The organism is Paenibacillus sp. FSL H8-0122 (genome assembly GCF_038005345.1).
Lineage (GTDB): Bacteria > Bacillota > Bacilli > Paenibacillales > Paenibacillaceae > Paenibacillus_AQ.
The window spans coordinates 5,862,372-5,877,220 of record NZ_JBBOTB010000001.1 but is presented as its reverse complement, the minus strand read 5'-3'; the positions used below and the strand labels follow the sequence as shown (position 1 = coordinate 5,877,220).

Below are 14,849 nucleotides of genomic sequence, written 5' to 3'. Positions count from 1 at the left end.
TCTATTGCTCAATCAGTATAACATATCAAATGCCTCGGTATTACCTAAATTTGGAGAATTTTTGACGTAAATGCGTATTTAAAATACACAAAGAGCAGCCCCCAATACGGGAGCTGCTCTTATTTACGTTTGTTCTTACAAACCGCCGTCGGAACACAACCTACAACTTCTCCAGCAGCTCAGTATAGTAGCCGTTACCGTTCCGCTTATCCAGCTTCTCCGCTGTGGCGAGAGCCAACTGCTTGAAGTACTTCGCAAGCGAAGCGACGTCTTCGGACTGGCGCTCACACGGGTGCCCGGCTGGAAGCTTGATCTGGAAGCGGATGGATTCTTCCGCCAGACGGCGGAACATTTTGGCGGAGTAGGCATTGAAGATCATCTGATCGGCCGGGTTCTCATGATCGAGTGAGGAGGCGATATATTCTTCGAAGACCTCCAGCGCTTTGATTGGATCGGTCAGGGTCAGGTAACCAATATGCTCTCCCTGATGATGCAGGAAGTCGCGGTTTCCTTTGACCAGCTTATAGCCTTTCTTCTGAAGCTTATCCGCTTCCGCTTGGCGGCCCAGCCGCAGGAGAGGGAACAGCACCTTCGTAATGGTCACATGCGGGACCTCACCGCAGGTCATCCGGCCCTTGAGAATCGGCTCGGCTGCCTTTACGGTTGCTTCGTCGTCTCCCTGCTTCGACAGGAACTCTACCAGCCCATGCTGCTCACAAGCCTCACAATCGCTCATCTCGTCCCGGTCCATGGTCTGGACAATCGCCCATTCGGCCTGTGAAGCGTCCAGCTCCCCGAAATCTTCGAGAATATTCGCCCGGTAATAGTGATAGGTCCGGCTGCTGTAGCCTTCGGCTTCGTAGCGGGTCTTCATATCCTCCAGCAGGTTCTCAATCTGAGTGCGGCTAATATCTGCAAAAGCGGTAATGCGGTCCAGCACCCACTTGTACGACCACATCAGACTGTAATCATCGAACCGGCCGGGGTTCTTGTCATACTGTCCCAGTTGCCACGAGAAGGCGACCAGCGCCTTCATCGGATACCCGTGGAAGCTGCCCAGCTCTACGATTTCGCTGCGGGCCTCATAGCCCTGGTCGATATCTCCTGCGGCATCTGCTACCCGTACCGCCTGCTCCAGCAATTCCAGCTTGGCCTTGCCTCCCGGCAGGCCATAGGCTTCTTCCATCAAATCATCGAAATCCATCTCGGTAAGGTTCATCTATTTCTCTCCTCCTGTGGCCTGATTGGCGGTCAATCCCCAATCAATAAATTGAATAATGCCCTGGTTCAGGAGCGCCATCTCCTGGCGGTTCATCGGATAATGTCCCATCAATAGCGCATTGCAGTACAGCATCTCCACAATAGAAGGCAGCGTGGCCTGATTCCCCTGATGGAACACCTTCTCAATGACAGGGTTATTCAGGTTGAAGTAGAGTGTGGCGTATGCCGTCTCCTTAAGGGAAGCGCCCAGGCTGCCCAGCACGGAGGCCAGGGCATCGGTGCTCACTTCTTTGGTCGCTTCCATTACACGCCACTGGGCGGACTCCTCAGACAGCGTGTAGAGCACCGGAATCTCCTCAGGCTTGAAGCGGCGCAGCTGCACCTGGCAGCGGAATTTCTGCAGGACACTGTCTGCGAGTCTTACAGATTCATAGTAGTCCAGACGCTCTTGAGGGGTAATGTCTGTAAAGGATAACGACACCTCCTCCGGCAGCAGCCGTTCCGTCTGCACATCCGGGTCAATGAGCGGAAGCTGGGACAGCAGCTCGGCATCATAGATATACCCGCCGTTCACCACCAGCATGGATTGGGCCGAAGCCACGTGGGTAATCTGGCGGTATTCGTCCAGCGTGGCCGTGAAGTACAGGGGAGGCTGCTGCTTCAGCTCGCCAAGCGTCTTTCTGCCATATGTGCTCTCAAACGGCAACCACTCGTGAATGATAGAATAGAAAGATGAATCTTCCACTGCCAGAGCCTTCATGGATAAGGCATGCAGTGAAATGATCGATTGCAGGCGGTCCGGGTCATACTCGGCCATCCGCATTAATTCCTGACGAATGGCATTCCCCAGCACTTCCCGCACCTGCTCCAGCTGGGCATTCTCGTAGAAATGCTCCCGGGAAGCAGTGGGCTGCAGCTCATCGGTCCAGATCATACATTTCACGAAGAACGCCCAGTCCGGCAGGATATTGCTGGCAGCTTCGGAGACCAGCATGTGCTTCAGGTATACCCGGTGATTGCGTTTGGCGTTCAGATTCACCGCATGCGGCAGAATGAAGGCGATGCCTCCCGTCCGGCCCGAGGCGGTGTGCAGGGGAATGAAATCGCGGAACGTCTCCCCCAGCACCTGCTTGCCGAAGGCCAGCACCTCGTCACGATGCTTCCGGGCCAGCTGCGGATCTTTGATCCACGGCGGAGTCAGCGGGTTAATCAGACGGGTGTTGCGGTCCGACACCAGTTGGATAGGATAAGGCAGCAGAGCGCCGTAATGGAACAGCCCTTCCTGCAGATTGCTTTCCTCGAAGTAAGCTTCAGAGCCTTCCTTACAACGCAAAAAAACCTTGGTGCCCGGAGCATGTTGCCCTTCGAGCTTGCGGATCGTATAAGTGCCGTCAGGCTTCCCGCGCCATTCCAGTGCAGGGCCGCCCTTGGCCGATTGGGTAACCATGACGATATCGTCACTCACCATGAAGCAGGACAACAGCCCGATGCCAAACCGGCCGATAAAAGAGGTATTGGTGGAGAGGAAGTCCCCGCCCCGCTTGGAGGATTGTCCGATCATGGCCAGGAACTCATGAATCTCAGCCTCGTCTAACCCGATTCCGTTATCTTCGACCAATAAAGTCGCCCCGGTGGAAGTCCCGCTGACCTCGATATGAATCTTGCCCTCGTATCCTTCCGGCGAATAAGCCTGCCGTGCAGTAATTGCATCTATGCCGTTCTGGAGCAGCTCCCTTAAGAATACCTTGGGGCTGCTATACAAATGGTTAGACAAAATGTTGATCATACCGCTTAAATTCACCTGAAAGCGGTACGTATCCGGGTTTTGGTTCTCCATCTTTGTATGTTCTCCTATTCTGTAATCATATTGGTTGTGCTTCATGCCAACAACTAGAGGCTATGTTGGCGCATAATGCCTTATGTAATTACCCAGAAGCGGCCTTGTAAGAAACAGATATTGCCAATCGCCTTGTTTCCCGTGAGCAGGTAGTTATTTAAAAATAAAAGAAACCCAGGGTCCTTATGACCCGGGTTTTCCGGCAATCTGAGAAATTTCGCCTAAGCTAAAATGGGGTGATTGTCGTCTGATTTCAGTTGGCCTGCTTCACCGCGCAGATGCGCAGCCGCCGATAGTCTGCGATCCATTGCCCCTGCCGGTAATGCTCCGGCCGCAGTTGATCTTCTACTGCTTGATAGATCGCTGCCTTGTGCTCCGCGTTGACATCGTAGAAGAAGTCATCGGCCATCATGTCCAGCCAATCACGGACTCCGCTCTCACCGTGCAAGGGTGTAGGCCGTTCAAAATGCTGGGCCAGCGTCACGAGGAAGCCATGCTCCTCCAGTACTGCCGCATATTGGCCGATGGTAGGGAAGTACCACGGATTGCGTCCTTGCGGGTTATAGCCATGCGCGATCAGTGCGCTCTCGGTCGCACTCACGAGAGCAGCGACGTTGCGATAGCCGCCGAACTCGGCGACGAATCGCCCGCCGTCTCTTAGCGCGCTTGCCACAGTCACCGCGACCGCGTGCGCGTCCTTCATCCAGTGCAATGCTGCGTTGGAGAATACCGCGTCGAAGGGTTGGGCTGCCCGGTAAGTGTACGCATTCTGGGCGCTCAGATTCAGGTGCGGGTACTTGTCGCGGCCGCGTGCGATCATCTCAGGCGACAGGTCGATGCCGACCGTCACCGCTCCGGCTGCCGCGATCTTAGCCGTCAGGTCGGCCGTCCCGCAGCCGATATCCAGCACGCGTTCACCAGGTTGAGGCTGTAGCAGCGAGAGGAGGTCACCGCCCATTTTGGAGACAAAGTCCAGTTTGTGATCATACGTGTCCGCCTGCCATTGGTTATTGGAAGTCGAGTGAGTCATGGGCTTCCCCTCCTTTGAAATCCAGTATAGTGATGTACAGCTTATAAATGAAATATATAATTGCTATTTAGTTTATATCTATTGCCTATAAGTGCTACTCTTCAATAAATAGACCGCAAACCTCTGGCGGTTAGCGGTCTATTTACGTATATTGGATTGGAATCAATACACCAGCACGCCCGCACCAAGCACGGACTTGTTCAGCACAGAATTGCCGGTCAGAAACACCTTGTGAAACGCCACTGGTCATTCTCTGAACGATCCACGGTCAAATAGCGTAGAGAGACCACTTCAGACCCCGACGCTTTGGCAACAAAACGTTCGGGAATCTCAATTGGTATGTAGTGAAATGTAAAAGGACCTGAAACAGAGCTTCAGGTCCTTTTTGTGCGCAAATCGGTATGTTCAGACCAGTTGGGATGCGATGGAAGGCTCACTTACAGGGACGGGTTGCGGACATCTGCCAGCCAAACGGCACAGCTGCCACCGGTAATCTCCCTTTCCCTCACGGGAAATCTCCTCGACTTGGAAGAACCTCCGCAGATCATCCATGAACGGGTAGTGGTCATAGTCGTCAACCAGAACGAAAGCGTCCGGCTTCAGTTTTTTGTAAAACAGAGGGTAGGCCAAGGATCGTCCGTTCCCGTGAGGGCCGTCCAGAATCATAACGTCGATGGAATCGTCTTCCAGCGGGAGCATATCCACATCAGCATAGAAGGTATTCCGGATGGTGTAGTGGTTATGCTGATCCGTCGGAACAGGCAGTCCATAGGAATTCCATACGGACAAGGCAATATCCGGGCATGAGAAGATTTCGTTCCATTCCTCATCCGTCAGACTCTTCAAAGGCTGTGTATGAAACTCAATACAGCCATTCCCAAGTTCAGCTTCCTTCCAGGTATTGCTCAAGTTCAGGTCATGCTCCACCGTAATCAGGGAGATAGGTAGTAGCTCCTGAGTCACGATCTCGTTCCAAAAATGCGGAGTTAATCCGCCGCCTAATTCCAGAATCCGCCAAGTCCGGTTGTTATCCAGACGCCGGCATAAATGGACCAACGCTCCTTTGCTCAATGCCTTGCTTCCAAATACCACACCCGTTTGTTCGGCTGCATTAAGCGCTTTTTCTATGTCTCTCACAAGCATTCCGTTCACCTCGTCACGATTTTCTAGTTACGATTCACTATATGCAAGGCGGATTTTAAGCATTCCATAGTCAACGGCGGAAAGTTCTAGGAATAGTAAGGGGACTTTGGAAATATTTTTTAAGAGAACGACTTTATAGAATGAGGTGCTGAAATGGGCCAAACAAAGATTCTAATTGGCAGTCCGATCTGCCAGAAGCCTGCTATCCTTAAGGAATTCCTGGACTCCCTGGATGAGTTGAGGACCGAGAATATTCATATTGAATATTATTTCGTGGATGATAATGAGGACCAAGCTGCTAAGGATTTACTGCATGAATTCTCGCAACAGCAGGGGCAAACTCATGTTATGCCTTATGAAATAACTACCGGGCGATATGTCCGTAACGACAAAACCCATTACTGGCCGGATGAGCTGGTATGGAAAGTAGCAGGGATGAAGGACGGTATCATTGAGTATGCAAAGTCCCATGAATTTGACTATCTGTTTTTAATTGATTCTGATCTGGTTGTTCATCCCGATACGTTGGAGCATCTGATAAGTGCGGAGAAGGATATTGTATCAACCATTTTTTGGACCAAGTGGCAACCGAACAGTCCGGAAATGCCGCAAGTCTGGGTGTCAGACCACTATACACTGTATGAAATGCGTGAAGGTGGAAAGCTGGAAGATGAGGTAATCCGGAAGAGAACCTCGGAGTTTTTGCACAAATTGCGGGTGCCCGGATTATATGAAGTGGGGGGCCTTGGCGCGTGTACTTTAATTAGCAAGCACGCACTGAACGCCGGGGTGGGTTTCAAAAAAATCCCGAATCTTTCGCTTTGGGGGGAGGACCGCCATTTTTGTGTACGTAGTGCGGCACTCGGATTGACTTTATATGTGGATACCCATTATCCGGCCTATCATATCTATCGCGAGACCGATTTGGATGGGGTGCAGGCCTATAAACAAAGATATCCGCACCATTCCAGAGCTATCCGGGAGGGGCGGAGTGTAACCGTCAGTTTATGTATGATTGCCAAAAACGAGGAGGATGCGTTACAGCGTGGTCTGCCCAACATAAAGGATCTGATGGATGAAATCATAATCGTGGACACGGGATCAACCGATAGAACCAAAGAAGTGGCTGCGGAATTCGGGGCGGAAATTTATGATTTTCCATGGATCGACGACTTTGCCGCTGCGCGAAATCATGCCTTCAGCAAAGCAACCATGGATTATATCATGTGGCTGGATGCGGATGATATTATTCTGGAGGAAGACCAGAAGCTGCTGCGGCAAACGATCCGTGCATTGAATCCGACTATTGATAGTGTAACTATGCCCTACAATATTGGTGTGAATCCCAATGGCAAGGTTACCTTCAGCTTGAGACGGAACCGGATTGTCAAGCGCGAACGGAATTACCAATGGTATGGTGCGGTCCATGAGTATTTGAATGTATATGGAAATGTGATCCATTCTGATGCTGCGGTGACCCACCATAAGGAGAAGGAATACACGGACCGGAATTTGCAGATATACCGCAGACATCAGGCAGCCGGTAAAGAATTTTCTATCCGGGATCTCTATTATTTTGGCAATGAGCTCCGGGATAATCTGTTTTTTGAAGAAGCGGTGGAGTATTATGAAAAATATCTGGCTACGGGATTAGGCTGGGTGGAGGATCAGATTGCAGCATGCTTGAAGTTGTCTGCTTGTTACATACGGATGTACGAGCGGGAAAAAGCATTCCAAAGCTTATTTCGAACTATGAATTATGACAAACCGCGTGCGGAGGCTTGCTGCCGAATTGGAAATATCTTTTATGATCAACAGCCCAAACAGCTGGAGCAGGCGATTTTCTGGTATGAGTTGGCTACCTCCTTACCGAAGCCTGATAGTGCCTTGGCTTTTGTGGAGCAGAACGCCTGGACGTGGCTGCCACACTTGAACCTGTGCTTATGCTATGACAAGCTGGGACAATATGAAAAGGCAAATGACCATAATAACCAGGCCTTGGCTTATGAACCTGAACACCCCAGCATGCTGCTCAATAAAAAATACTATGAAGAAAAATTTGCTGCTTTAAAGAAAGAGGAGCAGGATTTAACTGCACGAATCCCGGTTCATGAATGAATGTCAATTGCTATTACTTATTGAGTGCTAGAGAGATATCGTAGGGCCCATGCTTCATGCATGGGTCTTTTTATTTCTTCTGAACTGCTGACGCAGCAGAAACAAGCACCTCTGCATCCCAACGGGAATGCGAGGTGCTTGTTGTTGTATGACTTACCCGATAGCTACGAAAGTAATAAGTCCACTATTCACTTCTGCATCACCAAATTCCCCGGAAGCTTCCGTATTGTCAAACATGAGGGCAAGCTGTATGTCACTTCCACCAGAATCGGTCTGATACACAAGCGTGTACGTTAAGGAAACATATTCTGTATTGGATGCAACTGTAGCAGCGATAGGGGAGGTACTGTAGAGATCAAAGTCAGGGTCAGGATTGCGCCGATGAAGCAACTCTATCCCAATTGTACCCCCAGAGGTAGAAGTACTGCGTACAGTAGCCTGATAAATAATCATAAAGGTGCGATATGAAGCCAGAGTAAAGGTATTTCCACTGTTTGTGACAGTTCCTCTTGTGGGCGATACTGAGGCTGAATAAGGACCAAGCGGTGTATCTGGGCCGGAAGCTATAACTGAAGATGCATCAACAAAATAACTTGCAAAATCATAGCTGTATACGCCTGTTGCACCAGTTTCTCCCGTAGACCCAGTGATGCCGGTCTCGCCGGTGGCCCCGGTCACGCCAGTGGCTCCCGTACTGCCGGTGGCGCCAGTCTCGCCAGTAGTTCCGGTTTCACCAGTAGCTCCCGTTTCGCTGGTGGTACCCGTCTCGCCAGTGGTGCCTGTCACGCCAGTAGCACCCGTTCCACCAGTGGCTCCTGTCACGCCAGTGGTGCCCGTTTCGCCAGTAGGTCCGGTCACGCCAGTGGCCCCAGTCTCCCCGGTGGTTCCGGTTTCGCCGGTAGCACCCGTTTCGCTGGTGGTGCCCGTTTCCCCAGTAGGTCCGGTCACGCCTGTGGCCCCTGTCGCCCCGGTCGCACCAGTAGCTCCCGTCTCGCCAGTGGCCCCGGTTGCTCCGGTAGCCCCGGTCACGCCAGTAGCACCCGTCTCGCCAGTAGAGCCGGTCGCACCAGTAGCTCCCGTCTCGCCGGTAGCCCCGGTCTCACCAGTAGCCCCGGTTTCGCCAGTAGCTCCGGTCTCACCAGTAGCCCCCGTCACGCCAGTAGTCCCAGTCTCACCAGTGGTCCCCGTTTCGCCAGTAGCTCCGGTGTCGCCAGTAGCCCCGGTCTCACCAGTGGTTCCGGTGTCGCCAGTAGCTCCGGTCTCACCAGTGGCCCCGGTGTCGCCGGTAGCCCCGGTCTCACCGGTAGTTCCCGTCTCACCAGTGGCCCCCGTCTCGCCGGTAGTCCCCGTCTCACCGGTAGTCCCCGTCTCACTAGTAGCTCCGGTTTCGCCGGTAGCCCCGGTCACGCCAGTAGCTCCGGTCGCACCAGTGGCTCCCGTCTCGCCAGTAGTCCCCGTCGCACCAGTAGCTCCGGTCGCACCAGTAGCTCCCGTCTCGCCGGTAGTCCCGGTCTCACCGGTAGTCCCGGTGTCGCCAGTAGCGCCGGTCTCGCCGGTAGCGCCGGTCTCCCCGGTAGCGCCAGTCTCGCCAGTAGCGCCAGTCTCGCCAGTAGCTCCGGTCTCACCAGTGGCCCCGGTGTCGCCGGTAGCCCCGGTCTCACCGGTAGTTCCCGTCTCACCAGTGGCCCCCGTCTCGCCGGTAGTCCCCGTCTCACCGGTAGTCCCCGTCTCACTAGTAGCTCCGGTTTCGCCGGTAGCCCCGGTCACGCCAGTAGCTCCGGTCGCACCAGTGGCTCCCGTCTCGCCAGTAGTACCCGTCGCACCAGTAGCTCCGGTCGCACCAGTAGCTCCCGTCTCGCCGGTAGTCCCGGTCTCACCGGTAGTCCCGGTGTCGCCAGTAGCGCCGGTCTCGCCGGTAGCGCCGGTCTCCCCGGTAGCGCCAGTCTCGCCAGTAGCGCCAGTCTCGCCGGTAGCGCCAGTCTCGCCGGTAGCGCCAGTCTCGCCAGTAGCGCCGGTCTCGCCAGTAGCCCCCGTCTCGCCAGTGGCTCCCGTCGCACCCGTAGCTCCCGTCTCGCCAGTAGCCCCGGTCTCACCAGTAGCGCCGGTCTCGCCAGTAGTCCCGGTTTCACCAGTGGTGCCAGTTTCGCCGGTAGCCCCCGTCTCACCGGTAGTTCCCGTCTCACCAGTGGCCCCAGTCTCCCCGGTGGCACCAGTCTCGCCGGTAGCGCCTGTCTCCCCGGTAGCGCCAGTCTCGCCAGTAGCGCCGGTCTCGCCAGTAGCCCCCGTCTCGCCAGTGGCTCCCGTCGCACCCGTAGCTCCCGTCTCGCCAGTAGCCCCGGTCTCACCAGTAGCGCCGGTCTCGCCAGTAGTCCCGGTTTCACCGGTGGTGCCAGTTTCGCCGGTAGCCCCGTCTCACCTGTAGTTCCTGTCTCACCAGTAGCCCCGGTTTCGCCAGTAGTTCCTGTCTCGCCAGTGGTGCCAGTTTCGCCAGTAGCCCCGGTCTCACCGGTAGTCCCCGTCTCACCGGTAGCGCCGGTCTCACCAGTAGCTCCGGTCTCACCAGTAGCCCCGGTTTCGCCGGTAGCCCCGGTCTCGCCAGTAGCACCTGTTACGCCAGTAGCACCCGTTTCGCCCGTAGTCCCCGTCTCGCCAGTAGCCCCCGTTTCGCCAGTAGCCCCGGTGTCGCCAGTAGCCCCGGTCTCACCAGTGGTCCCGGTGTCGCCAGTAGCTCCGGTGTCGCCAGTAGCCCCCGTCTCCCCGGTGGCACCAGTCTCGCCGGTAGCGCCAGTCTCGCCGGTAGCGCCAGTCTCGCCGGTAGGCCCGGTGTCGCCGGTAGCCCCGGTCTCACCGGTAGTTCCCGTCTCACCAGTGGCCCCAGTCTCCCCGGTGGCACCAGTCTCGCCGGTAGCGCCAGTCTCGCCGGTAGCCCCGGTGTCGCCGGTAGCCCCGGTTTCGCCAGTAGCCCCCGTCTCACCGGTAGCCCCGGTCTCACCAGTGGTCCCCGTTTCGCCAGTAGCTCCCGTCTCGCCAGTAGCCCCGGTTTCGCCAGTAGTTCCTGTCTCGCCAGTGGTGCCCGTTTCGCCAGTAGCCCCCGTCTCGCCAGTAGCCCCGGTCTCACCAGTGGTGCCCGTCTCGCCAGTAGCCCCGGTCTCACCAGTGGTCCCGGTCTCGCCAGTGGCCCCGGTCTCGCCAGTAGCTCCGGTCTCGCCAGTGGCCCCGGTCTCGCCAGTAGCGCCCGTCTCACCGGTAGCCCCGGTCTCACCAGTGGTCCCCGTCTCGCCAGTAGCGCCGGTTTCGCCAGTAGCCCCGGTGTCGCCGGTAGCCCCGGTTTCGCCAGTAGCCCCGGTCTCGCCAGTAGCCCCCGTTTCGCCAGTAGCCCCCGTCTCACCAGTAGCCCCGGTCTCACCAGTAGCCCCCGTTTCGCCAGTAGCCCCCGTCTCGCCAGTAGCCCCCGTTTCGCCAGTAGCCCCGGCCTCGCCAGTAGCCCCGGTCTCACCGGTAGTTCCCGTCTCACCAGTGGCCCCAGTCTCACCAGTAGCCCCCGTTACGCCAGTAGCGCCGGTCTCGCCAGTAACTCCGGTCTCACCGGTAGTCCCGGTCTCACCAGTAGCCCCGGTCTCGCCGGTAGCCCCGGTGTCGCCAGTAGCCCCGGTCTCGCCGGTGGCCCCAGTCTCACCAGTAGCCCCGGTCTCACCGGTAGTTCCCGTCTCACCAGTGGCCCCAGTCTCACCAGTAGCCCCCGTTACGCCAGTAGCGCCGGTCTCGCCAGTAACTCCGGTCTCACCGGTAGTCCCGGTCTCACCAGTAGCCCCGGTCTCGCCGGTAGCCCCGGTGTCGCCAGTAGCCCCGGTCTCGCCGGTGGCCCCAGTCTCACCAGTAGCCCCGGTCTCACCAGTAGCCCCGGTTTCGCCAGTAGACCCAGTCTCGCCGGTAGCCCCGGTCACGCCAGTAGCTCCGGTTGCACCAGTGGCTCCCGTCTCGCCAGTAGTACCCGTCGCCCCAGTAGCTCCGGTCTCGCCGGTAGCTCCAGTCTCGCCGGTAGCTCCGGTCTCACCAGTAGCCCCGGTCTCACCAGTAGCTCCGGTCTCACCAGTGGTCCCGGTGTCGCCAGTTGCCCCGGTCTCACCAGTAGCCCCGGTCTCGCCAGTAGCCCCGGTCTCACCAGTAGCTCCGGTCTCACCAGTGGTCCCCGTTACGCCAGTAGCTCCGGTCTCACCGGTAGCCCCGGTCTCGCCAGTAGTTCCTGTTTCGCCGGTAGCCCCGGTCTCACCAGTAGCCCCCGTTTCGCCAGTAGCCCCCGTCTCGCCAGTAGCGCCGGTTTCGCCAGTAGTTCCTGTCTCACCAGTAGCGCCGGTTTCGCCAGTAGCGCCCGTCTCGCCAGTAGCCCCGGTCTCGCCAGTAGCTCCGGTCTCACCAGTGCTGCCCGTCTCGCCAGTAGCCCCGGTCTCACCAGTGGTCCCGGTGTCGCCAGTGGCCCCGGTCTCGCCAGTAGCGCCCGTCTCACCGGTAGCCCCGGTCTCACCAGTAGCTCCGGTCTCGCCAGTAGCGCCCGTCTCACCGGTAGCCCCGGTTTCGCCAGTAGCGCCGGTCTCACCGGTAGCTCCGGTCTCACCAGTAGTCCCGGTCTCACCAGTGGTGCCTGTTTCGCCGGTAGCCCCGGTTTCGCCAGTAGCTCCCGTTTCGCCGGTAGCCCCGGTTTCACCAGTAGCTCCCGTCTCACCGGTAGTCCCCGTCTCGCCAGTAGTTCCAGTCTCGCCAGTAACCCCCGTTTCGCCAGTAGTTCCTGTCTCACCAGTAGCCCCGGTCTCGCCAGTAGCGCCCGTCTCGCCAGTAGCCCCGGTCTCACCGGTAGCTCCGGTCTCGCCAGTAGCCCCCGTCTCACCAGTGCTGCCCGTCTCGCCAGTAGCGCCGGTCTCACCGGTAGCTCCGGTCTCGCCAGTAGCCCCCGTCTCACCAGTGCTGCCCGTCTCGCCAGTAGCCCCGGTCTCACCAGTGGTCCCGGTGTCGCCAGTAGCCCCGGTCTCACCAGTGGTCCCGGTGTCGCCAGTGGCCCCGGTCTCGCCAGTAGCCCCCGTTTCGCCAGTAGTTCCTGTCTCGCCAGTGGTGCCCGTTTCGCCAGTAGCCCCCGTTTCGCCAGTAGCCCCGGTCTCGCCAGTAGTTCCTGTTTCGCCGGTAGCCCCGGTCTCACCAGTAGCCCCCGTTTCGCCAGTAGCCCCCGTCTCGCCAGTAGCGCCGGTTTCGCCAGTAGTTCCTGTCTCACCAGTAGCCCCGGTCTCGCCAGTAGCGCCCGTCTCGCCAGTAGCCCCGGTCTCGCCAGTAGCTCCGGTCTCACCAGTGCTGCCCGTCTCGCCAGTAGCCCCGGTCTCACCAGTGGTCCCGGTGTCGCCAGTGGCCCCGGTCTCGCCAGTAGCGCCCGTCTCACCGGTAGCCCCGGTCTCACCAGTAGCCCCGGTCTCGCCAGTAGCGCCCGTCTCGCCAGTAGCCCCGGTCTCGCCAGTAGTTCCTGTTTCGCCGGTAGCCCCGGTGTCGCCAGTAGCCCCGGTCTCACCAGTGGTCCCGGTGTCGCCAGTAGACCCGGTCTCACCAGTGGTCCCGGTGTCGCCAGTAGCCCCGGTCTCACCAGTAGCCCCGGTTTCGCCAGTAGCGCCCGTCTCGCCGGTAGCTCCGGTTTCGCCAGTAGCCCCGGTCTCACCAGTGGTCCCGGTGTCGCCAGTAGCTCCGGTGTCGCCAGTAGCCCCCGTCTCCCCGGTGGCACCAGTCTCGCCGGTAGCGCCAGTCTCGCCGGTAGCCCCGGTGTCGCCGGTAGCCCCGGTGTCGCCGGTAGCCCCGGTGTCGCCGGTAGCCCCGGTGTCGCCGGTAGCCCCGGTGTCGCCGGTAGTTCCCGTCTCGCCAGTGGTGCCCGTTTCGCCAGTATCGCCTGTCTCCCCGGTGGCCCCGGTCTCGCCAGTAGCGCCGGTCTCACCGGTAGCCCCGGTCTCACCAGTAGCTCCGGTCTCACCAGTAGCTCCGGTCTCACCAGTAGCCCCGGTCTCACCAGTAGCCCCCGTTTCGCCAGTAGCGCCGGTTTCGCCAGTAGCGCCGGTTTCGCCAGTAGCCCCGGTCTCCCCGGTAGCACCCGTCTCCCCGGTAGTACCCGTCTCGCCAGTAGCCCCGGTCTCGCCAGTGGCACCCGTTTCGCCGGTAGTCCCGGTCTCCCCGGTAGTACCCGTCGCTCCAGTGGCTCCGGTCTCGCCAGTAGCGCCGGTCTCGCCAGTAGTACCCGTCTCGCCAGTGGCTCCGGTCTCCCCGGTGGCACCCGTCTCGCCAGTGGCTCCGGTCTCCCCAGTAGCCCCGGTCTCACCAGTAGCCCCGGTCTCCCCGGTACTACCCGTCTCCCCAGTGGCTCCGGTTTCGCCAGTAGCCCCGGTCTCGCCAGTAGCCCCGGTCTCGCCAGTAGTCCCGGTCTCGCCAGTAGCACCCGTCTCGCCGGTAGTACCCGTCTCCCCAGTAGTCCCGGTCTCGCCAGTAGCACCCGTCTCGCCGGTAGTACCCGTCTCCCCGGTGGCACCCGTCTCGCCAGTACTACCCGTCTCGCCAGTGGCTCCGGTCTCCCCGGTAGCCCCGGTCTCGCCAGTGGCACCCGTCTCGCCAGTGGCACCAGTCTCACCAGTAGCCCCGGTCTCCCCAGTAACCCCGGTCTCGCCAGTAGCCCCGGTCTCGCCAGTAGCCCCGGTCTCGCCAGTAGCCCCGGTCTCGCCAGTGGCCCCCGTCTCGCCAGTGGCCCCCGTCTCGCCAGTGGCCCCCGTCTCGCCAGTAGCCCCGGTCTCGCCAGTGGCCCCCGTCTCGCCAGTAGCCCCAGTCTCGCCAGTAGCCCCGGTCTCACCAGTAGCTCCGGTCTCACCAGTAGCCCCGGTTTCGCCAGTAGCCCCAGTCTCGCCGGTAGCCCCGGTTTCGCCAGTAGTTCCTGTCTCGCCAGTGGTGCCAGTTTCGCCAGTAGCCCCGGTCTCACCAGTAGCCCCCGTCTCACCGGTAGTCCCGGTCTCACCAGTGGCCCCGGTCTCGCCAGTAGCGCCGGTCTCGCCAGTAGCTCCGGTCTCCCCAGTGGTCCCCGTTTCGCCAGTAGCTCCCGTCTCGCCAGTAGCCCCCGTTTCGCCAGTAGTTCCTGTCTCGCCAGTGGTGCCCGTTTCGCCAGTAGCCCCCGTCTCACCGGTAGTCCCGGTCTCCCCAGTGGCCCCGGTCTCACCAGTAGCTCCGGTCTCCCCAGTGGTCCCCGTTTCGCCAGTAGCTCCCGTCTCACCGGTAGCCCCGGTCTCACCAGTAGCGCCGGTCTCACCAGTAGCCCCGGTCTCGCCGGTAGCGCCGGTCTCGCCAGTAGCCCCCGTAGGTCCGGTAGCACCCGTAGTTCCAGTTCTGCCGGTAATCGAGCGACCCGTAGTCCCCGAGATTCCCGTAGTTCCCGTTGGCCCTGTAGCTCCCGTCGACCCTGTAGCTCCCGTCGACCCTGTCGCTCCCGTCGACCCT

7 protein-coding genes are annotated in these 14,849 nt (G+C 58.9%); 1 reads left to right on the top strand and 6 read right to left on the bottom strand.

Annotated features, from left to right (window positions below):
• Positions 1–160 precede the first annotated feature (160 nt).
• From NSS64_RS25115 to NSS64_RS25100, 4 genes are all read right to left on the bottom strand, one after another.
• Positions 161–1,219 (bottom strand): hypothetical protein, encoded by a 1,059-nt coding sequence (locus tag NSS64_RS25115; RefSeq protein WP_341141929.1) that lies wholly within the window; start codon positions 1,217–1,219, stop codon positions 161–163.
• A complete protein-coding gene (locus tag NSS64_RS25110; RefSeq protein WP_341141928.1) occupies positions 1,220–3,058 on the bottom strand; it encodes an HSP90 family protein in 1,839 nt (612 codons plus the stop codon).
• 253 nt (positions 3,059–3,311) lie between these two features.
• Positions 3,312–4,088: a methyltransferase gene (locus NSS64_RS25105; RefSeq protein WP_341141927.1), complete on the bottom strand. Its 777-nt coding sequence runs from the start codon at positions 4,086–4,088 to the stop codon at positions 3,312–3,314.
• Between the two features lie 405 nt (positions 4,089–4,493).
• Positions 4,494–5,225, bottom strand: a complete 732-nt coding sequence (locus NSS64_RS25100) for a hypothetical protein (RefSeq protein WP_341141926.1) — start codon at positions 5,223–5,225, stop codon at positions 4,494–4,496.
• 279 nt (positions 5,226–5,504) lie between these two features.
• On the opposite strand from NSS64_RS25100, the gene NSS64_RS25095 reads away from it, so the two are divergent.
• On the top strand, positions 5,505–7,349 hold the full coding sequence (locus NSS64_RS25095) for a glycosyltransferase (protein WP_341141925.1): 1,845 nt from the start codon (positions 5,505–5,507) through the stop codon (positions 7,347–7,349).
• Positions 7,350–7,502: 153 nt separating this feature from the next.
• Here the strand turns inward: NSS64_RS25095 and NSS64_RS25090 are convergent, their stop codons facing one another.
• A complete protein-coding gene (locus NSS64_RS25090; RefSeq protein WP_341141924.1) occupies positions 7,503–9,116 on the bottom strand; it encodes a hypothetical protein in 1,614 nt (537 codons plus the stop codon).
• Positions 9,113–14,749, bottom strand: coding sequence for a hypothetical protein (locus NSS64_RS25085; RefSeq protein WP_445667851.1), 5,637 nt, complete (start codon positions 14,747–14,749; stop codon positions 9,113–9,115). The genes NSS64_RS25090 and NSS64_RS25085 overlap by 4 nt, the downstream gene beginning before the upstream one ends.
• Positions 14,750–14,849 lie beyond the last annotated feature (100 nt).

Coding starts and splice junctions, on each gene's coding strand:
- NSS64_RS25115 (WP_341141929.1), bottom strand. CDS start 1,219: ATGAACCTTACCGAGATGGATTTCGATGATTTGATGGAAGAAGCCTAT.
- NSS64_RS25110 (WP_341141928.1), bottom strand. CDS start 3,058: ATGGAGAACCAAAACCCGGATACGTACCGCTTTCAGGTGAATTTAAGC.
- NSS64_RS25105 (WP_341141927.1), bottom strand. CDS start 4,088: ATGACTCACTCGACTTCCAATAACCAATGGCAGGCGGACACGTATGAT.